Here is an 18,049-nt window from a genome sequence, read left to right as displayed (position 1 = left end):
AAACGCTTTTACAGCTCTCGCTGCTATCGTTCGCCAGCTAATTGCCTGGTCAATTTGCCACGGAATCAGGTGGTCAACATCCCCGGAATATCAAGTTCTTACTTCAAAATGCCCCAGATAAGTTTGATGGAACTACTGTAATTACTAAAAGCGGAACAAGGATCATTGTTCTTAACGCGAATATGCCAAATTACAGGAAACGGTTCACTATCAGCCACGAATTGTGTCACATCCTTTGCCATATTCCATTCAATAGTGAAAACCCATTCAAAATGGAAGCGGATATTGAAAAAGAAGCAGATACGTTTGCCTCTGAATTTCTAATGCCTTCAGATCAAATCAGGAATGAATTATATAGACTTACTTATGCTAAACTTGCGGATATCAAAGGCTATTGGAAAGTTTCTAAAAGCTCCATCATTTATCGGGCTCACAAATTGGGATGTATAGACATGAATAGATATATTTATCTAATGACTGAACTAAGTCGTTATAACGAAAGAAAGGTGGAAAAAAATGATGTACCAATGGAGGCTCCTAAGCTTTTAAAGCTTATTACCCAGACATTCCACGGATCACTAGGCTACACAAATGAGGAATTTATGTCTGCTTTAACAATTAATAAAGATGACTTTGAGTTTTTTATTCTTGATATAAAAAAGACCGCTAAAATGAGGGTAGCTATTTAAATAGCTATTAATATCAAAATGTAATTCAATAACAAGTACATTCTTGCATTAGGTATCGAAGATTATTTAATTTTCGATACCCTTTTATCATTAAAAGTCTTATTTACTGACTTTGGTCGGCAGTCTTGTAAATTTTATCACTGTATTGTCCGCACCAATTGTTAAAGATGGTACATATTGTCAGGAACCACTTTTGCGATTGAGAATGATGTCCGAGATTAGATAGCGCAATTTTTCTTTCAAGTCATAATCGATATCTAATTCCTCTGCTTTATTGCACATTTCCAACAGCTTAACAAAATCTTTTATTTCGTCATTAATCTTAGTTTTAAAGATATCTCTCACAGTATGGATATCTTTAAAGGCACTTCTGGGATTATTAAGACGGTTAAAAATCCGCCCACGCAATTCTTCGGGCTTTTGAATGCTATTTATATCATGGAGTTCGGTAATAAATTCATTAGTGTTATTTAATAAAACTTGTACCTCCTTAATCTTTTTAATTGCTCTATCAGGCCCAGTACTATGGTTAATTACTAATTTGTTTTCCCTGGCGTTTTCTGATTTTGGGTACAAGTATATACCCTGATCAACACGAACGCCAACACGAATGATTTTTGTAAAATTCAATGCTCCCTGCCCAAGGTCATTTGTGGTAACCACTATGGCCGAACTTACTTGGCCAAATTCACCACCATCTTTTAAATTTTTATCAGCGATGATCAATTCTAATTTAGATTCTGAAACAGCGGCGCTCGTTATCGCATACTGATTTCCTTCATTTCTTTTGATATCTTGATGCAATAGTAGCATAGCAATAACAAAAGTGAAATCGATACCGTATTCATAATACCGGCCAATGGAGGTAATGCCCCTAAAAAAAACCTCGTTGTCATTCAGTACAAGTCGGTAGCTTTTTTTACTATCGTGTTTTGAATCATTACTTGCACGATCTTTAAAGAACTCCAAATTATGCGCTGCCAGACTACCTAAACCGGTCTTGTATAGATGATTAGCAAATTTTGACATCTCATAAGCATCAAAAAAAGTATTTTTAGCGTCATAAATTGCATAACAATCCATGTCATTATTTTCCTCCCCATTTAATTTGTATTCAGTAAAATTAAAGATCAGAGGTAATGGATTGGAAAGGTTTGCAACTGGCGTTTTGCTCTCTCTAATCGTAATATCTTTTATGTGACCTACAATATTGAACCGCTCAAAGTTTTTATTAATTTCCTTGATTCTATTAAATGCTTGATCGATATGGCCTATCACAATAGTTTCATCCATAAATTCTTCAGTTCTGAATGCCTCCGTCACCTCGGAGAGATATGGGTGTTGATCTAATAGTGTCAATAGCTTGCTTACTTTAAGCATACCCGTGCTCAAATCGTTGTCGAAAATAATACGGCGTTGTGTAAATCTGTCTGTCATGATAATTTATAATCTAATTAGGCTGTAATTCTGTGATCATTCAAATTTCCATCTATTGTCTAGACAAAAAATCGTTGATTCTTTTAGGAATATGGATTTTGTAAAATGAATTATTTTGGGTTATTGATTGCCAAAAGTGAATAAGAAAGGCAAAAGGTTTCGTGTGTTCCAAGGTTTCATTATTTTCAATTTGATTGGCATGATCAGGTTTATCAATATAAATTTATAAAATATAAAACTATAATATTAAGGTATGTCATTATTTCTCGACGGGAGTTCGCTTAGATAGTCCCCGCTTAATAAAACCGCACAGTCGATCAAATAGACTAAGATTAACATTAGACGTTGCTGGTAAAAGAAATTGTAAGCGATGTTGCTGAGCAATCAGGTGCGGAACCGTCAATCCCACTGTAGCGTTATCGCCCAACCCGGTCATCTTATCATAATTGCACCCTTGGTTGCATTCAAAATCAAAATCACTGTCTATAGTTCCCGAATTGAAGTTAAATTCCTTAGGACCATAATATTGCCCCCTCGGTTGTAAGCATAAAGAAAGAAATTGTTGCATTTCCATCGCAGCTAGACCGAGGCTGAACACGAAAACGTTCTCCCCCCGGTTTACAAAATGTTCTTTGGGCAGCGAATTGATATAAGTCTGGTCTTCCAACAGGCCGGACTGCTCCAGGGCGACATCTTCAGCGGTAAACTGCCCGAGACAGGACAGGCACCTCCTGCCCGGCGCTACGGTATGCGCCTTCCACCGGGCCTGGTCCAGGTTAGTGACCTTTTTATTCGGGTTCGTATCGATCCCGCCGTCAATGACTGGGATCATGTGGGCATAGGCGATACAGTTCAGCAAAAATCTTGGCCAGGGGCGATCAACGCAGGAGAAAAGCAGGTCACAATCCAGCGCGTTCAAAAAGCCCTCCTCTTCCACGATGCTGTACGGCAGCGCGGTAATGGTGACCTCTTCATCGGTTTTTACCAGGTCAAGATGCGCCTTCAGTTCAAACACCTTACCTTTGCCGACCGATCGCGGCCCGATGCCCTGCAAACGGTCCAGGTTTTTGGTCTCTACGGTATCAAAGTCGATGAGCACCAAATGCCGGATGCCTGTTTTGATCAGCGCTTCGGCCACCACTGTGCCAACGCTGCCACAACCGACGATACCTACTCTTAAGCGGGCGATATCCGCCTGTTTCCGGTCGCCCCAGGCAGAGATCGTCCGTAAGAAAGCCTCGTTAAATACTGGCACGGGCGATAAGCGGTCATAATAAGTAACGTGCAGGCCATTGCCAATAATCCGTACGCTCTCGCAAAAATAACGCTTGTATTGTTTAGGCGCTGCCTTGATCCAGAAACGGCCGCTCCAGGCCTGGTCGGTACCGATGGTCATTCCGACCAAAGGCAGGCCGGTAACCGACTTGACGCGGGGCGCCAGCATTTCTTCGGCTTTGATATCATCATTGCTCATTCCTTGCCAGCCGCCGGACGGATGGCTATGCATAAAGCAGATACCAGAGCCATTTTTAAGCGCCAGGGAACTTATCCGGTCAAAAAACTCCGGGTTAAAACTCACGTTTCCGTGAACGTTCCGCTCGCCCTTTACCGGTAAAACGATTTCGGTGATCAGCGCGGTAGCGCGCTCTCTGCCGGTAGAAAGTTTAAAAAAGGCGAAGCAGAGATCTTCCTGCCCGTCGCTCCGCAACAGGTGCTTTTGCAACTGCTGCTGTGCTGTTTCGCTGATAACGATGCTGTATTTCATCAAAAGTCAAGTAAAGTCCTTAAAAAACAAATGTATTCTTTGATGCTCTGGCTGGTCTCGCCCCAGCCGTGGAACGGCCTGCTCCAGTACTGGAAATCAGCCGTGGGCACCATTCGCGCATGCACCCCGTCAAAAGGCGGCAGCGGGCCAAATGCCTTAATAGGCAACAGGTGCGGGCTAATATAAGGCCCCGATGGCGGGACCAGGGGAAACTGAGGGGCGTTCAGCGCCACCTCAATTTCCCGCCCCATGAACCGGCCATGCGGTATCTTAAATTTAAAAGCAACAAACCCTCCCGGATAACCAGGCATGTCCGGATAAATGGTCGACTGGTACCCCAGTTCACCAAGCTGTTTTACGATTTCGTCCGCTCCCATCGCTGATTAAGATACAGTGGTACTGGTGATTTTACAGCTGCTGAACTTCATGCAGTCAACGATGCCGATGATGTGATCGGGGTCGTTCTTGTAGGTGATATCGGTGTGCCCAATGATCTGTTTAAGGTAGTGCTTGTTGGCATCCAGGCCGGCCAGCACCATGATCTCTTTGGGCGTCATCAGCACTTCGGTCACCGGGTACTTTTCATCATCCACTTCAATAGCGATGCTGCGGTACGGTTTAACCAAAAAAGCTTCAATGCCCGGCTTTTTCAGGTCTACCTCTTCTTTTAACTCGATCGGCTCATACTCCCGGTCTGTCAGCTTCATCAGCATTTCGTAATCAGCGGAGTGGTGAATCCCTAAAAGGCCAAGTAGTTCTTCGCCGTTGATCAGCTGTTTGTCTGACTTAAACAGCTTACCATTAATAGTTAATTCAAAATTTTTATTTTCCATGTTCTTTCTGTATCAGGCCTTTTAGCTGCCCTCTGTAAAAAGATGCTTGGAAAACGCGCTTTTTTGCCGGCTGGCCTATCAAATATTTATCTTTAATAGAACGGCGAAAAACACGAAGTTTATAGCATATCGTATTGTATGGAGCTGATAAAACAAAAAAACGTACTGTCACCCGGCGGCCTGCTTGAGCGATTGAGAAAGGAGAACTGGGAAAAGCTGATCAGGCAGTTACACTATTATTCTTTGAACCGGCTGAAGAAATTTCCGCAACTGGAGAAAAAATTCAACCTCGTTAACCTGGCGAACCATTTGGCCGATGAGGCCATCAGGCAGCTCTGGATGCAGGAAAGGGTCTGGGACACCGCGCACTATCCGGACGTTTACGTTTTTTTAAAGAGCGCGGTGGACAGCCTGCGTTATAACTTTTTAAAATCAAAGGAACAATCAGTTACCACCTTCCTGGATGAGGCTATGGCCGATACGATGCCGGATTCCGGGGATGACCCGCAGGCACAGCTGGAAACCAAAGAACTGGAAGACCAGGTCAAAGCGATCTTCGATGGTGACCCCGAGGCCTACCAGGTATTCGACGGTGTAAAAAACGGCCTTCCGGCACGGGAGATCAGTTTAGAACTCGGCCTGCCAGTCAAAGAAGTATACAACGCGATGAAGCGGATAGATAGAAAACTCATTGAACTAAGAAAAACATTAACCAGATAATTATGGACAGGGTGAAAAAAATAGCGGATCTGTATTTGGATTCCTTGCTGAAAATAAGCGAACAGGACGAAGAAACAACGCAGCAGCTTTTAGAAAATGAAGGTATCAACACGACCGCGCTGGTCACAAAAACTTTAAAAAATATCCGCAACTACGAGTTCGCCTTAATGGAACAAGCGGCGACGGAACAACAGCAGGAACTATTGGATACGATCATGGAAAAGATCGACGCCCTGATGCTGAGGGTGCCTGAACAGATCAAAGCGATCATCAATTCCTTTATACAACCGCGCATGCCGGTTTTCAGCTTTAAACCAAAGAGCTACAAATCTGATATTTCAGCGGTTTTCAACATGATCGACGCGGTACAATTGCTGGAAAAATTAAAGGCGATCGAACGGGACCTGAACTAAAGCGACTGGCGAAAGGTACCTGAGCGCACGCCGAGTGCGCTTTTTTTGTTTATGTTTGTTTTTAATTAAAATTACTAACAATCGCCTATTATGATCAAATGCCTGCAGTACAGGTATTTATGATTTTTTTTTAATTCGTTGTTAATAATAATCTATTAATTATTTTTAATAAAATTGAACATTTGTGATAAATGATAGTTACATTTATATGTCATATATCTGTCATCATCACTAACGCGAACGCCACCTTATGTTGAGATCTCATAACCAGCAAGACGTTGAGCTTGATTTTTTCACCTCATTTTTGGATCATGCTATTAAAGGAGAGACTGCGTACATAGACATCGTTAAACCGATCATCCTTGATGCCGCCAGTTTGTCCCGCAAAGAGATGAAGGTTACTGACCTGGACCGGAAGGGACTGAACATCAAGTTAATGTTATTTTTTAACGGAAGCACTAACCTCGCGGGCGTGAATATTGAGAACCTAAGTCAAAAACTGCCGATGATCCTGGATATCATCAACGCCAGCAGGAAAACGACGATGGCTTAGTCTTTGACACCTGAAATGGAATATACACAATTACTCGAACTACACCTGTCGCAGTGCGAAATTTTCCTTCACAAAGCTTCCAGCAACAGCTACTCGGACACCGATAAGCAAGCTTACCAGCAAAAACTTTTTGAACTTTTTAATGCGATCAAGGACAATATTCCTGAACCTTTAGATGATTCCAACCTGTTCATCGTACAGGAACAATTGAACTTTATCGCCAAAAGCCTGGAATTTTTGATGGACAGTACGCTCAACACGATTCCGTTCGAAGTGGTATCCTGTTTGGGGCTGGCCATGAACGAATGGATCGAAGGAAACAACTTTATCATTGTGACCAGTCTGAACAACGATATCGACGCCTACAGCTTCGATGAAAAACTGGCGAACGGCGACCATATTTACAGTTCCATACTGGCCAGTTATGGTATTGAGTTTGAAAAAAGACTGGTGCAGATCAACCTGCCGCTGATCCTGGCCAAAGATTATTTTTCGTCGGTTATATTATACCATGAATTAGGACATTTTATAGATCTCTATTACGGGATTTCCAGCAGGATGGCGTCCGATCTGATCAATTACCCGCCCCTTGAATGGGCTAAAATTCAAGATTACTTTACTTTCCTGCAAAGCCCGTTAAATATCACCCGGTTGAAAAACCATTTGGGGGAATATTTTTGCGACCTTTTTGCCGCCCAGTATATCGGGCATACCTCCAACCATTATTTAAAATACCTCGAATCCAAAGGGTCTGACCGCTCCAACAGCAGTCATCCCTCGAGTAATAACCGCTTACAGATCGTAGACGACTTCCTGGCTAAAAAGCAGAACGTGATCGGCAATATCATCAAAACCTACGTAAAGGACATCACCAAGCTGGAGCTGACCAAACGGTTCAAGGTAACAAGTTCCGATGATTTCTATCATTTCCTGCCGCTGGAGATCGAATCCGACCAGGAGCTGCACGGCGTATTTCCATATACCTGGAAGATATGGCTGGACGGCTCAGCGACATTCAAAACCAACGCAGGCATAACCGGTGAGCTGCCCAACAAGGTCATCTATAAATCGCTGAATAACCTGATCGAAAAATCCATCGGCAACTATTTCATCAAAAAAGACTGGGAAAGGGCCAAAGAAGCATGAGTGGCTTTGCATCAGGAGAAACTATCAAGGTAATGATAAAGTCCAAAAAGATGTTTATCAGGCCTTTACTGGAAGAATCACAAATTTCGAACATCGGTATAGACTTCCGCCTGGGCTGTAACTTCCTGGTTTCCGTACACGGCCGGGAAGCCTTCATCAATACCTCGCTGAACGACGCGACCGGTACCGGGCAAAGGGACGTCAAACGTTTCTTCCAGGAATCCCGCAGGCAATTGGGCGAAACATTCATCCTTTACCCTAATCAAACGGTACTGGCCAGCAGCCTGGAGTATGTTAAAATGCCCAATGACCACATGCTGACCTTGTACATGCGCAGCTCTTATTCCAGGTTAGGATTGACCGTCTCTACCATTGTACAGCCCGGCTATTGCGGCTGCCTGTCCATAGAGCTGACCAACAACAACAACAACCCGATCAATTTAGTGGTGGGTGCCCGTGTTTTCCAGGGCGTCATGATGCCTTCAGACGCGGAAAGCAATTATTTCAGTAACCCTAGGAAGTATGTTTGCAGCGTTCGCCCCGAACCCTCGGCAGCCATACTGGACGGTGATATCCAAACACTTGCCGACCTTTGGAAATCGAATAACAAGCGATAGTTCATTATTAAACCTACATAATCTTAATCATTGGATTAGCACTTAAATTCCTATTTCTAATGTAAGATGAATTTGAAGGGCGAATTGACAAATAATTCAACTCAATAATTGACACCACAAAATTGATATCGATCTAGCCGCACTCATAAATGTTTGTAATAAGCATTTCAATATATTCAAAAACTCTATTTTTGAATATATCTCCTACCTATGAGCGTAACATACTTCAAACCACGCGAACGATTTGATTTTGCACTAGATACCTTAGATATAGGCAATGCCCTAACATGGGATAGATCACAGTTCTTAAAGCACTTTTTTAAAAGAGTGTTTGCCATAGCTGGGGACCGTATAGAAGAATTTTACCAGCGCCATCTGGCTTATTATTTAGCAAATCATCTGGATGGTACAGAAGAGATTTTCTTTAAATATTTCTATGGTTTGGTTGAAAGGCAATTAAAAGTTTTGTTACGCAAAGATATCTATGACGATAACCATATACGGAATGAACGCGAGATTGAGCGGCTACAAAGTTTTACCGATCTACTGATTCCGCTTGACCGTTGGAATTTTCACAAATCTAATGATGCCGTAATCGCTCAGCAGGATTCCAAGATACATGCGCTCGAACAACAGGTAAAGCAGTTAAAAGCGGACTTAAAAAAGGCAACCACATTGGAAACAGAAGACTACATCAATATCAGGGCGGGTTATGCACATACCCTATATGACATTATCTTACAATTGCAGGATATTAAACTTCCTGACGGCAATACCTTGCTTTATCCTGCCACCCAAATTGTTTGGCGCAGGATGATCTGCAAGTATTTTCGGGAAGGCGGAAATGAAATCAATTTCAACAGTATACACCGTTATTTCCCGACAGATAAGCGCAACCTTGGTAAAAAGTATGTAGATATTGCTGACAACGACAAGGTATTTAAACTTGTTTTGGCTAAAAAACGCAGTTATTCGTGACAAGCCTCGCGTTGTAGGGGGAACAACTTTGCGTTAAAAAGCAACACCTTAATCTACAATAACTTGATACCTACTTCAGCTTATTAAATCTCCCATCAATTTAACCACGCAAATCTGCGTGGTCAATAAATTCCAGTTCTGTAGCATTCCTTTGAACCAAAATCAAAGGCTATGGAAATATTCAGCACAAACGCCCTAAGCCAATGCATACGCGAGGCAGTCAGGGCAGAACTACAACAACACTTTAAGACAGGCGGCAACCATCCGCCGGAATCAGAAAAATTATTATCCAAGCAGGAACTTGCCGCCGAACTTGGCGTGTCACTGGTAACGCTTACCGACTGGATGAAAAAAGGCTTACCCTATTTGCGTCTGCATAACGGGTGTACTTCAAAAAAAGTGAGGTACTCAATGCCATGGAACAAACTATCAAAGATTAAAGGAGGATGACAGATGAATGTGGAATTGGTCACAAGAGAGGATTTAAGGCGGTTGGAAGATTTATTAAAAGAGATTAAACAGATTGTACAACCGGGGCAGAGCCAGCCCAAAAAGTGGCTGAAAAGCAGCGAGGTAAGAAAGATGCTTAATATATCACCAGGCACCTTACAGAACTTACGCATCAACGGGACGTTGCGCTTTACCAAAATGGGGAGCATCATGTACTACAAGTTAGAGGACATTAACAAGATTTTGGAGGAGAACGGACAATGATTATCTCAAAAGAATTAAATGGTTACAGTAACCTCGTTAAACGCATGGGAACTGATAAAAGGGTACTCGCAACACACGTTAGCTTGTTCACTGCTTTGTTTGTTTTTTGGCAGCGGGACGGCTTTGTCAGCCCTTTCGCTATCACCCGTAAAACTGTAATGGCGTTCTCCAAAATCGCATCCATCGCCACTTATCACAAGTGTATCAGGGAACTGGATGAGTACGGCTATATCCGTTATCAGCCGTCTTTTCACCCAGCAAAAGGTAGCTTGATTTATTGGCCGGATGGCTTAAAAGCCGGTGGCTTTTAAGCGGTTTGAGATAGGCAGATATACCGACTATCCCTGCTTGCAGGCATAGCGGCTTTTTATCCGCTTGTAAGGAGCAAGTTTGTGTCTTTGTTGCCACAAAGACCTCCCGGATGTCTGCGACACCGGGCAAACTTGCCTTTTACGCCCGATGGTTGCAAAAGGGAAAATTAGAGAAAAAATAAGGAGTTAACAGATGGAAGCGATAGAAAAGAACACTAATAACAAACAAACAGCTGTGCCCCAAAATAAAGGCGGTGGGCCGAAGAAAAGGGTCAGACGTGACTTAATCATGCGCATCAGAATGACAGCGACCGAGCGGTTTTATATCGATAATAAAGCCAAGGCCGCAGGCATGCGCCTAAGCAGTTGGATAAGGGCAGCGGCTAAAAGTGCAAAGATAGTTCCGCGATTAACTAATGAAGAGCGGCGCATCCTTTGGATGCTTGCCGAGTTGGCTAACAACCTTAATCAGCTAACTAAGCTTGCGCATCAACTTGGACTATTAACGGTAGCACGGGATTGCAGTAAAATTTTGAACGAGATAGATGTTACTCTAAAACACCTCAATAACAATGATAGGGAAAGTGATAACGGGTAAAAGCTTTGGCGGGTGTATCCGATATGTAGTACAAAAGCATGATGCGGTTATACTGGATGCCGCAGGTGTAAGAATGCAGCAAGTTAATCAAACCATCAACGATTTTAACCTGCAAAGAAAATACAATCCGAATTTAGGAAAGGCAGTTGGGCATATTGCCCTAAACTGGAGCGTAAAGGATCTTGACAAGCTTAACGATGAAGTAATGGTAAATATGGCGAAAGAATATCTTCAAAGGATGGAGATACAGGACACACAGTATCTAATTGTTAAGCACCGGGATAAAGAACACCCGCATATTCACATCGTTTATAACCGCGTAAGCAACAATGGTGAAACCATACCGGATAAATTTCAAAAGAAGAGAAATGTACAGGTAGCAAAAGAATTAACCATAAAGCATGGCTTTTACCTATCGCCGGGTAAAGATGAGGTCAACCGGCAGCAGCTTAAAGGTGAAGATCAGATCAAATATGAGTTATTCGATGCGATAAAGGCGGCCAGCAAAAAAGTAAAAAATATCAATGAGCTAAAACAACTATTGGCTAAGCAGGGTATTGTTACCCATTTTAAATACAAAAGCGGCACTACCGAGGTGCAGGGCATCAGTTTCAGCAAGGGCGAGTATAAGTTTAAAGGATCAGAGATTGACCGCAGTTTAAGTTACGCAAAGCTGAGCCAAGCCATAGAGCAACAGCAGGCTAAACCGGAAAAGAGTTTAGCAGATCAGTTGAGAGAAATACTTAACAATAGCGAAAAGAGCCGCGAATTCGAAATGTCTTATTTAAAACAGGCTCAAACATATGGCACTGAACTATCAGGAGGTCTGTTTGTCAAGGTAGCTGATGACGTAGATGACGAAGCTATTTATGGCCGCAACAGGCACAGAAAGAAGCAAGCACAGACAAACAAACGATAAATAGCGATAAATTTTAAGATGAAAGAAATACAAGAGCTTACCGAACGCATGGACGGGACTGATGAACTTATCGATAGCCTTATCAAAAAAATAACAGACCTGGAGAAGAAAGAAATTAAGGTCACTGATTACTCGCTGCATTTTGAAGCAATACAAAAAATATTCGAGGTGTTTCTGGTGAGGTATAATAAAGAATGCGATGATCTTAATACCGCATTTGGCAAACTCAATAGTGAATACCCGGCGGAGCAAATACAGCAATGTTTAGCAGAGATAAAAATCATACTCACCGCCATACAAAAATCACTGCCGGTAAAGGTCAAACATCAATTTGATTTTAATACTAAAGGTTGGATTATTGCCGGAATGATGTTATTACTTGTAACGGCTATAATTTCAGGACTATGCGTTCATTTTTGGGTTGACAACAACAGATTAGTAGGTAACGATATCAAGTTCAGGGCGATCAGACAAGTTTATCCTAATCTGGCGAAATGGGCTGATGAGTACTATTCTAAAAACCCTAATGCAATGGAAGCTGCAACCGTAAAGCTCGAAAATGAAGCGTTAGAGAAATCGACAGAAATCGATAGCATGCCTAAAAAGCAAAAAGGTAATAATTCGAATAAGAGAAGTAAAAAGCGGGATTGATAAATAAAAATTCCCCTAAAAATATTTAATTGTTTTTATTTTGTACTGTCAGGAATATATGCTAATATTGCATCATGTTCTTTGAAATGTTTTTGAAACTAAAATGTAATTAGTTCAAATCGTAAAGTGTAGCAATACACAACCTTTAATTAGGTCTTTAGGTGATCTTGACCTTGCACGACTTCTGCACTGCTGCTAACGGGTAACCGCTAACTTGTACACAGAGCCGCTACAACATCATTGACGATATTAGCCAGTACTAACAGGTTAATCCGAATCATACTAATATTTCTATTATAATAGGAAGGAAGATTTTATAGGGGTGCGTAACGAGCAACAATTGTGAATTTAATTACAGCGTGGTTGGGAATATAGGAAGGCAATTTCGCCTAATTAAATTCAATTCACAGATCATGCAAAATCATGGTATCAAAAACAACGATGCCCTTATACAAGGTATTAGGAGCATCATTTCAAACTACTGCTGTTCGTTCTCAGAGGACGAGCAAGTTCTTTTAAAAGACTGTATTACAAAACTTGAAGAAATGGGTGACGCCCAGGAACTTCATACCAACGCTGGCCTTTGTATTAAGGTTGTTGGTATTCTAATGAAAGTATTTACTGTAGCAGACCACTTCAAGAACCTGTTTTAATCTGACACCCCTATTTTATCTAATTATCATGGATTTAGGAAATAGTATTAAAGAGTACCGGATTAAAAAAGGGTACAAGCAAAATGAGCTGGCTGATAAATGTGATATGACACAAGCTTATTTGTCAAAAATTGAAAACAATCAAAAGGAACCGGCTTTATCAGTCTTGAAAACGATTTCAACTATTTTAGAAGTACCGTTACCCGTATTGTTTTTTATGTCACTATCCATAGAAGATATTGATCCCAAAAAACAAGAAGCTTTTAAGATTATTGAGCCTTCTATTAAAGGAATGATACATAATTTTTTTTAAACGACCATGCTTGATACTTTTAAGCTTTGCCAGATACTGAACGTTAAACCTAACCAGATAAATTATCTCGTAGATAATATAGATAAGTTTTATTATTTAATTAGCAATCCCAAATTAGGTAAAGACGGAGTACAGTTAAAAGATAAGAATGGTAATTTACGAACAAGGGATTTATACCCCAGCCTTACACTCTTAAAAAATGTACAGCGCGGCATTTATAGGAATATATTGAAACGAATTAAGTTACCACCTTATGCCTTTGGCGGTATTGAGCGCAGGGATAACATTCTGAATGCAAAAATGCATCAGGGTAATAAGTTCTTTTTCAATACCGATCTTAGAAATTTTTATCCCGGCATCAGTCATACTCAGATTTATCAAATGTTTGCATCAAGGGGTTTTGCACCGCAGACCGCGAACATTCTAACTAAATTAACCACCTATAAAGGAATGTTACCCCAAGGAACGCCCACCTCACCGTATTTAGCTAATCTTGCTTTTGTGAATGCCGGTAACGAATTACAAGAATTTGCCAAAATACATAGCCTGACTTTTACAACTTTCGTTGACGATATTACTTTATCTGGGAAAATGGATTTTCAGCCATTGGCCAATACTATTATAGATATTATCACATCAAAGGGCTTTAAGATTAGTCACAACAAAACTTTCTATCAAACCAGCATGCCGAAAGTAACGAATGTGATTGTAATGAGGGATGGCTTAAGATTATCAGACAGCTATAAGGCGAATATCGAGAGTTTTGAGGATAAAGAAACACCACAGGCGAAAGGAAGCATCAACTATTTTAACAGAGTAGCAAAAGTAAGTACTGAAAAAGCTCTGAAAGTTAAGCAGCAAATAGGGTTTAAATGAGTGTGTATTAAAATTATATTTTGGATTTAAGCAATTCTATTTTTTCACGTTCACTTTGCAATAATTGCTCATAAAGCTTCTTATTTTCTTCAAACACTTCTACCAATTTATCAATAGGATTAAAGTTAAATGTACCATTGGTGCTCCAAGCGCCTGCGCCACTATTGTCATTAAATGTATTGAAGTAGTTAAAAATTGATTCTTCAGTAAAATTTTTAATGGCCTCACTTGTTATACCTAAGGCAACTGCAATTTTGTTTAAGGCTACATCCTCTACATCGGCACTCTGCTCAATTTTGGAAATAGCTTGCTGACTAATGCCTAATTCGGTTGCCAACGTTTCCTGCTTCATTCCTTTCAATTCACGAATCTTACTAATTTTTCTGCCGATATGTAAGGTTGGTTCTGCCATAAGTCAAATGTATTGTTAAAATGTAAATGTACAAAACAACGGCTTTATTGTAAAGTACAATTGCCTATGGTTCGGTACGGTGATGTTTTGCTATTCTTTTGTTTTGCCGGTTAATGGAGGCTGGTGAAAATAAAGCATTATGAACAACGCACCTTATGCACCCTGGGAACATTACCCTAAAACACTTCGCCATTATGAAATTGAAAATCCGATGTCTGTAGTTGTTGATTTCTTTAGTGCGGATTCTGTAAAAGGCCACGGCAAGCGATTAAAAGAGTGGCGCTATTATGTAGTGAACGATGAGCATTATGACGAAGATCGTCACGGCCCTGGTACATTGCTTTTTGTATATGACCTGAATTTAAAGATTTTGGAAGCGATGTACCTGCTATTAATCGACTACAAAAGATACTCTTTCCGCCAAGACAAGGTTACCCAAGAGCAAATATTGGAAGAAAAGGAACTGTGGGAATATTATCCTGCAAACCTTTCTTTGAAGGAACAACTTGAACCTTACAAAGTAATTAAGAAAGTCTTTAAAAAGATTTCACCCCAAGAATACAGGGATCAATTACATGAGTGGTCACACGTAGCACTTTACAATAATGCAGATGTTGAGTCACTATATGCGGGAGAGGTTATTAATGTTTACGAAAATTTAATCAAGCTGTACTCTGCAGCATGGCTAATTTTTCAACGCGAAAGTAGTCGTCCACAACTTAAGCGGAGCATACTTGAAAATAATTTAGCCGAATCATCTACGGAACCAATTGTTCTACAAACAATAAGCCCTGAACCAACGGCAGCCGAAAAATTGGCATTGGAAGAAATCAAAAATCTGATATTAAAATGCTGCCCCGAGGTTCAAATGATCATTCATTTAGGGACACATCCCAAGCCGTTTACATTTTACCTGCTTATATTGATAAGTGATGATGAAAAAACACCCGAGCATCAAATCAGTAACAAGATAGAGAATAATTGCCAATACCTTGCCCATGTACATGCCATAGTGCATAAAATTAACAGCGCAAAAGAAGCACTTATTAAAGGCAGACGTTTTTGGTCTACCGTCATGGACAAGGGAATTATTCTATATCAATCCCAGGAATTCACCTTACCTGCTCACCAGGAAATAACCAGGGGAATATTATTAGCAAGAGCACAATTCAATTGGGAACGATGGGGTAAACAGGGCAATGAGTTTTTAAAAGGTGCAGAACTATATAGGGCCGATAACAATTTCAGGCTGGCAGCCTTTCTTTTGCACCAATCGGTTGAAAGCGTTCTTAAAGCAATAATACAAGCTGTTATAGGCTACCGCGTACAAATGCATAATTTATCAAGGTTGCTAAGGCTTACCTTATTGTTTACGGATGAATTAAAAGACGTATTTGAACTAAATACCACAGAGGGAGCGCAACTTTACCAATTGTTGCAAAATGCCTATTCACAATCACGATATAACAGTTCGTTTGATCCTGATGGAGATTCAGTTAGAATTCTGTCTAAACAAGTAACTAAGTTCAATCAGGTCGCAAATAGAGTTTACAAGCAATATTTAGATGATATTAAGTGATGACAGCTTCAGGGGTATTGGCAGGCGGGCACTTGTTCGCCTTGCCTTACTTCTGAAAATGGTTTACAATAAAGAAAGTACTGCCAGGCCCCTAAGTAGCATGTCGGGCGGTAGATTTCAACCGTCCGGCATTGCTGCTAAAAAGCAAAACGACACGTACACTCGTTGGAACCATGCAGCTAAGGCAGGCGGCTTCATTGCACCTCGCGCTATCGCGCTGGGTTTCATTGCGCCGTCAGCCTCGCTGCCTCTGGCAGGAGTGAAATTCGTTCCTCATAACACACCTGCTTTCCTTCTCAAGAGAATTAAAATTAGTCTTTATTATCTTTCCAATATTTGGATTAAATCGTCATTAACATAAAATAACTCTTTACCATCTTTCATGGGGCTTAATATTTTTGCATCAACCAGTTCATTAAAATATTTTGTAAGAGTTGTCCTGGATGTTATATTTAATTGATCACCAATGAATTTAGGTTTGATATATGGCTGACTGAAAATTAATTCATTTACTTCTTTATTATACCATTTTATTAAACCTTTGGCGTGTACCAGCGTTGACTCCATTTGTGCAAGTATGCTATTAATTAACTGGCTTGTTAATTGAGCTGTCTTTTCTACTGCTTCCAGCATATATAGTATCCAGGGCTTCCACGAGCCTCGTTGAGTTACAATACCTAAATTATAGTAGTAATCGTCTTTATTAACAATGATATACTTAGATAGATAAAGTACAGGTTGATTTAACAAGCCGGCATGTACTAGGTATAATAGGTTTAAAATACGTCCAGTCCTGCCGTTTCCATCGGGAAAAGGATGTATGGCTTCAAATTGGTAGTGTGCAAAACACATTTTAAGTAAAGGGTCTGTAGGATACTTTTCATTATCATTTAAATAGATCAATAAATTATCCATTAGTTTTTCTAATATTTCAGCCCCCCTTGGTGGAGTGTAGATTACTTCACCCGAACGAAATTCGCTTTGTCCACGCTGTATAATAGTTAATGATGCCGGTGATCGTAATCCCGATGATGTATTTTTGATCTGTCTAAAAATTCCTAAAATACTTTCTAAGTCGATATTGTTATTTTCCTTTATAAGTTGATAACCAGTCCATAAAGCTTCACGATACCGTAATACCTCTTTTGTTGCTACATTTGCTTTGTCTTCCTGTACTGTGTCTGAAACGGCTTTATATAAAGCGTCTTCAGTTGTGAAAATATTTTCGATAGCTGTAGAAGCTCTAGCTTCCTGTAAAGCAATTGTATTCACCAGCATCAAAGGATTGGGTAATCTCATAATGCTACTGTTTACTGCCGCCAATGCCCTTGAAGCAGTCACCAGTTTCTTTAAAATTTCAACATCATTTTCGATTTCTGAAGTTGGTGGTAATAATGGTAAATCGTTAAATGGTTTGCTCCGGTCGTAAGCCATATAATGTGTCCAATTTTTAATTGCATTTGAACATGATACAAATAAACAAAACTATTTAGAACAATTAAAAAATCGCGTCCATTTTTTAATGAATTATGAACATGTTGTTATTTGAATAAAAAATATGGACACAAAGCGACTACATGTTCATTTTTGCACAATAAATGAACGCATGAATCAATAAAAGTAGGTGTTGTATGTTAGGGAGATGTTGACCACCTGATTCCGGGCCAACTGACCAGGCAATTAGCTGACGTGGGGCGTGCAGCAAACGCTATAAAAGCGTGTACAAAAATAGTTATTTAAAAGGTAATTTCATTAGTAGCTGGTTTCCGGTTCAACGTTACGTTTTCTTCTCATAGATTCTCCCTTCAGTTCGATGCGGTGCGCATCATGAACGATCCGGTCCAGGATCGCATCAGCAACCGTTTTTTCACC

Annotated in this window: 25 protein-coding genes; 18 read left to right on the top strand and 7 right to left on the bottom strand. The window is 40.5% G+C overall.

Translation table 11 applies throughout. The features are described from left to right. The first annotated feature begins 41 nt into the window (after positions 1–41). Positions 42–689 carry an ImmA/IrrE family metallo-endopeptidase gene (locus ACVW0P_RS21860; RefSeq protein ID WP_457133951.1) on the top strand — a complete coding sequence of 216 codons (648 nt, stop codon included), beginning with the start codon at positions 42–44 and terminating at the stop codon, positions 687–689. 180 nt (positions 690–869) lie between these two features. Here ACVW0P_RS21860 and ACVW0P_RS21855 read toward each other — a convergent pair whose 3' ends face one another. The 4 genes from ACVW0P_RS21855 to ACVW0P_RS21840 form a co-directional block, all read right to left on the bottom strand. Next, positions 870–2,126, bottom strand: coding sequence for a hypothetical protein (locus ACVW0P_RS21855; protein ID WP_457133950.1), 1,257 nt, complete (start codon positions 2,124–2,126; stop codon positions 870–872). A 259-nt stretch (positions 2,127–2,385) separates the two neighbouring features. Continuing rightward, positions 2,386–3,891: a ThiF family adenylyltransferase gene (locus ACVW0P_RS21850; protein ID WP_457133949.1), complete on the bottom strand. Its 1,506-nt coding sequence runs from the start codon at positions 3,889–3,891 to the stop codon at positions 2,386–2,388. Next, positions 3,891–4,268 carry a hypothetical protein gene (locus ACVW0P_RS21845; protein ID WP_457133948.1) on the bottom strand — a complete coding sequence of 126 codons (378 nt, stop codon included), beginning with the start codon at positions 4,266–4,268 and terminating at the stop codon, positions 3,891–3,893. Before ACVW0P_RS21845 ends, ACVW0P_RS21850 begins: the two co-directional genes overlap by 1 nt. A 6-nt stretch (positions 4,269–4,274) precedes the next feature. Continuing rightward, the gene (locus tag ACVW0P_RS21840) at positions 4,275–4,724 is read right to left on the bottom strand and encodes a multiubiquitin domain-containing protein (protein ID WP_457133947.1); all 450 of its coding nucleotides are present in this window, start codon (positions 4,722–4,724) and stop codon (positions 4,275–4,277) included. Between the two features lie 138 nt (positions 4,725–4,862). Between ACVW0P_RS21840 and ACVW0P_RS21835 the strand changes: the two genes are divergently transcribed. The 15 genes from ACVW0P_RS21835 (at position 4,863) to ACVW0P_RS21765 (ending at position 14,186) form a co-directional block, all read left to right on the top strand. Further along, complete coding sequence (locus ACVW0P_RS21835) at positions 4,863–5,444, top strand: hypothetical protein (RefSeq protein ID WP_457133946.1); 582 nt, start codon at positions 4,863–4,865, stop codon at positions 5,442–5,444. Positions 5,445–5,446: 2 nt separating this feature from the next. Then, positions 5,447–5,857, top strand: a complete 411-nt coding sequence (locus tag ACVW0P_RS21830; protein ID WP_457133945.1) for a hypothetical protein — start codon at positions 5,447–5,449, stop codon at positions 5,855–5,857. Between the two features lie 250 nt (positions 5,858–6,107). Further along, positions 6,108–6,410 carry a hypothetical protein gene (locus ACVW0P_RS21825; RefSeq protein WP_457133944.1) on the top strand — a complete coding sequence of 101 codons (303 nt, stop codon included), beginning with the start codon at positions 6,108–6,110 and terminating at the stop codon, positions 6,408–6,410. A gap of 15 nt (positions 6,411–6,425) precedes the next feature. Continuing rightward, a complete protein-coding gene (locus ACVW0P_RS21820) occupies positions 6,426–7,556 on the top strand; it encodes a hypothetical protein (RefSeq protein ID WP_457133943.1) in 1,131 nt (376 codons plus the stop codon). Beyond that, positions 7,553–8,173, top strand: coding sequence for a dCTP deaminase (gene dcd / locus ACVW0P_RS21815; protein ID WP_457133942.1), 621 nt, complete (start codon positions 7,553–7,555; stop codon positions 8,171–8,173). The genes ACVW0P_RS21820 and dcd overlap by 4 nt, the downstream gene beginning before the upstream one ends. A 210-nt stretch (positions 8,174–8,383) precedes the next feature. After that, positions 8,384–9,151 carry a hypothetical protein gene (locus ACVW0P_RS21810; protein WP_457133941.1) on the top strand — a complete coding sequence of 256 codons (768 nt, stop codon included), beginning with the start codon at positions 8,384–8,386 and terminating at the stop codon, positions 9,149–9,151. Between the two features lie 171 nt (positions 9,152–9,322). Beyond that, a complete protein-coding gene (locus ACVW0P_RS21805) occupies positions 9,323–9,601 on the top strand; it encodes a helix-turn-helix transcriptional regulator (protein ID WP_457133940.1) in 279 nt (92 codons plus the stop codon). A 3-nt stretch (positions 9,602–9,604) separates the two neighbouring features. After that, the gene (locus ACVW0P_RS21800) at positions 9,605–9,865 is read left to right on the top strand and encodes a helix-turn-helix domain-containing protein (protein WP_290322313.1); all 261 of its coding nucleotides are present in this window, start codon (positions 9,605–9,607) and stop codon (positions 9,863–9,865) included. Positions 9,866–9,909: 44 nt separating this feature from the next. Beyond that, a complete protein-coding gene (locus ACVW0P_RS21795) occupies positions 9,910–10,176 on the top strand; it encodes a hypothetical protein (RefSeq protein WP_457133939.1) in 267 nt (88 codons plus the stop codon). Positions 10,177–10,369: 193 nt separating this feature from the next. After that, positions 10,370–10,774: a plasmid mobilization protein gene (locus tag ACVW0P_RS21790; RefSeq protein WP_457133938.1), complete on the top strand. Its 405-nt coding sequence runs from the start codon at positions 10,370–10,372 to the stop codon at positions 10,772–10,774. Further along, on the top strand, positions 10,749–11,693 hold the full coding sequence (locus ACVW0P_RS21785) for a relaxase/mobilization nuclease domain-containing protein (protein ID WP_457133937.1): 945 nt from the start codon (positions 10,749–10,751) through the stop codon (positions 11,691–11,693). Before ACVW0P_RS21790 ends, ACVW0P_RS21785 begins: the two co-directional genes overlap by 26 nt. Before the next feature lie 18 nt (positions 11,694–11,711). Continuing rightward, on the top strand, positions 11,712–12,344 hold the full coding sequence (locus tag ACVW0P_RS21780) for a hypothetical protein (RefSeq protein WP_457133936.1): 633 nt from the start codon (positions 11,712–11,714) through the stop codon (positions 12,342–12,344). A gap of 413 nt (positions 12,345–12,757) precedes the next feature. Continuing rightward, entirely contained in the window at positions 12,758–12,997 is a 240-nt protein-coding gene (locus ACVW0P_RS21775; RefSeq protein ID WP_457133935.1) for a hypothetical protein, read from the top strand. Between the two features lie 28 nt (positions 12,998–13,025). Then, positions 13,026–13,310, top strand: coding sequence for a helix-turn-helix domain-containing protein (locus tag ACVW0P_RS21770; RefSeq protein WP_457133934.1), 285 nt, complete (start codon positions 13,026–13,028; stop codon positions 13,308–13,310). A 6-nt stretch (positions 13,311–13,316) separates the two neighbouring features. Continuing rightward, the gene (locus ACVW0P_RS21765; RefSeq protein ID WP_457133933.1) at positions 13,317–14,186 is read left to right on the top strand and encodes a reverse transcriptase family protein; all 870 of its coding nucleotides are present in this window, start codon (positions 13,317–13,319) and stop codon (positions 14,184–14,186) included. A gap of 13 nt (positions 14,187–14,199) precedes the next feature. On the opposite strand, the gene ACVW0P_RS21760 is transcribed toward ACVW0P_RS21765, so the two are convergent. After that, positions 14,200–14,598: a helix-turn-helix domain-containing protein gene (locus ACVW0P_RS21760; protein WP_457133932.1), complete on the bottom strand. Its 399-nt coding sequence runs from the start codon at positions 14,596–14,598 to the stop codon at positions 14,200–14,202. 139 nt (positions 14,599–14,737) lie between these two features. On the opposite strand from ACVW0P_RS21760, the gene ACVW0P_RS21755 reads away from it, so the two are divergent. Both ACVW0P_RS21755 and ACVW0P_RS21750 read left to right on the top strand, forming a co-directional pair. Beyond that, positions 14,738–16,177 (top strand): HEPN domain-containing protein, encoded by a 1,440-nt coding sequence (locus ACVW0P_RS21755; protein WP_457133931.1) that lies wholly within the window; start codon positions 14,738–14,740, stop codon positions 16,175–16,177. Further along, positions 16,164–16,538 (top strand): hypothetical protein, encoded by a 375-nt coding sequence (locus ACVW0P_RS21750; protein WP_457133930.1) that lies wholly within the window; start codon positions 16,164–16,166, stop codon positions 16,536–16,538. Before ACVW0P_RS21755 ends, ACVW0P_RS21750 begins: the two co-directional genes overlap by 14 nt. Here the strand turns inward: ACVW0P_RS21750 and ACVW0P_RS21745 are convergent. Further along, entirely contained in the window at positions 16,499–17,611 is a 1,113-nt protein-coding gene (locus ACVW0P_RS21745; protein WP_457133929.1) for a Fic family protein, read from the bottom strand. The two genes, ACVW0P_RS21750 and ACVW0P_RS21745, sit on opposite strands and share 40 nt — an antisense overlap. A 318-nt stretch (positions 17,612–17,929) precedes the next feature. Beyond that, a partial coding sequence (locus tag ACVW0P_RS21740) for an ATP-binding protein (RefSeq protein ID WP_457133952.1) occupies positions 17,930–18,049 on the bottom strand: 120 nt, incomplete at its 5' end.

The organism is Mucilaginibacter sp. UYNi724, assembly GCF_054057495.1.
This window is presented reverse-complemented; position numbering and strand designations above follow the sequence as displayed.

Excerpts from the sequence above, each read along its gene's own strand:
- dcd (WP_457133942.1), top strand. The coding sequence starts at position 7,553 with ATGAGTGGCTTTGCATCAGGAGAAACTATCAAGGTAATGATAAAGTCC.
- ACVW0P_RS21850 (WP_457133949.1), bottom strand. The coding sequence starts at position 3,891 with ATGAAATACAGCATCGTTATCAGCGAAACAGCACAGCAGCAGTTGCAA.
- ACVW0P_RS21830 (WP_457133945.1), top strand. The coding sequence starts at position 5,447 with ATGGACAGGGTGAAAAAAATAGCGGATCTGTATTTGGATTCCTTGCTG.
- ACVW0P_RS21750 (WP_457133930.1), top strand. The coding sequence starts at position 16,164 with ATGATATTAAGTGATGACAGCTTCAGGGGTATTGGCAGGCGGGCACTT.
- ACVW0P_RS21845 (WP_457133948.1), bottom strand. The coding sequence starts at position 4,268 with ATGGGAGCGGACGAAATCGTAAAACAGCTTGGTGAACTGGGGTACCAG.
- ACVW0P_RS21760 (WP_457133932.1), bottom strand. The coding sequence starts at position 14,598 with ATGGCAGAACCAACCTTACATATCGGCAGAAAAATTAGTAAGATTCGT.
- ACVW0P_RS21800 (WP_290322313.1), top strand. The coding sequence starts at position 9,605 with ATGAATGTGGAATTGGTCACAAGAGAGGATTTAAGGCGGTTGGAAGAT.
- ACVW0P_RS21785 (WP_457133937.1), top strand. The coding sequence starts at position 10,749 with ATGATAGGGAAAGTGATAACGGGTAAAAGCTTTGGCGGGTGTATCCGA.
- ACVW0P_RS21835 (WP_457133946.1), top strand. The coding sequence starts at position 4,863 with ATGGAGCTGATAAAACAAAAAAACGTACTGTCACCCGGCGGCCTGCTT.
- ACVW0P_RS21790 (WP_457133938.1), top strand. The coding sequence starts at position 10,370 with ATGGAAGCGATAGAAAAGAACACTAATAACAAACAAACAGCTGTGCCC.
- ACVW0P_RS21825 (WP_457133944.1), top strand. The coding sequence starts at position 6,108 with ATGTTGAGATCTCATAACCAGCAAGACGTTGAGCTTGATTTTTTCACC.
- ACVW0P_RS21770 (WP_457133934.1), top strand. The coding sequence starts at position 13,026 with ATGGATTTAGGAAATAGTATTAAAGAGTACCGGATTAAAAAAGGGTAC.
- ACVW0P_RS21805 (WP_457133940.1), top strand. The coding sequence starts at position 9,323 with ATGGAAATATTCAGCACAAACGCCCTAAGCCAATGCATACGCGAGGCA.
- ACVW0P_RS21795 (WP_457133939.1), top strand. The coding sequence starts at position 9,910 with ATGGGAACTGATAAAAGGGTACTCGCAACACACGTTAGCTTGTTCACT.
- ACVW0P_RS21840 (WP_457133947.1), bottom strand. The coding sequence starts at position 4,724 with ATGGAAAATAAAAATTTTGAATTAACTATTAATGGTAAGCTGTTTAAG.
- ACVW0P_RS21745 (WP_457133929.1), bottom strand. The coding sequence starts at position 17,611 with ATGGCTTACGACCGGAGCAAACCATTTAACGATTTACCATTATTACCA.
- ACVW0P_RS21755 (WP_457133931.1), top strand. The coding sequence starts at position 14,738 with ATGAACAACGCACCTTATGCACCCTGGGAACATTACCCTAAAACACTT.
- ACVW0P_RS21855 (WP_457133950.1), bottom strand. The coding sequence starts at position 2,126 with ATGACAGACAGATTTACACAACGCCGTATTATTTTCGACAACGATTTG.
- ACVW0P_RS21820 (WP_457133943.1), top strand. The coding sequence starts at position 6,426 with ATGGAATATACACAATTACTCGAACTACACCTGTCGCAGTGCGAAATT.
- ACVW0P_RS21810 (WP_457133941.1), top strand. The coding sequence starts at position 8,384 with ATGAGCGTAACATACTTCAAACCACGCGAACGATTTGATTTTGCACTA.
- ACVW0P_RS21775 (WP_457133935.1), top strand. The coding sequence starts at position 12,758 with ATGCAAAATCATGGTATCAAAAACAACGATGCCCTTATACAAGGTATT.
- ACVW0P_RS21780 (WP_457133936.1), top strand. The coding sequence starts at position 11,712 with ATGAAAGAAATACAAGAGCTTACCGAACGCATGGACGGGACTGATGAA.
- ACVW0P_RS21765 (WP_457133933.1), top strand. The coding sequence starts at position 13,317 with ATGCTTGATACTTTTAAGCTTTGCCAGATACTGAACGTTAAACCTAAC.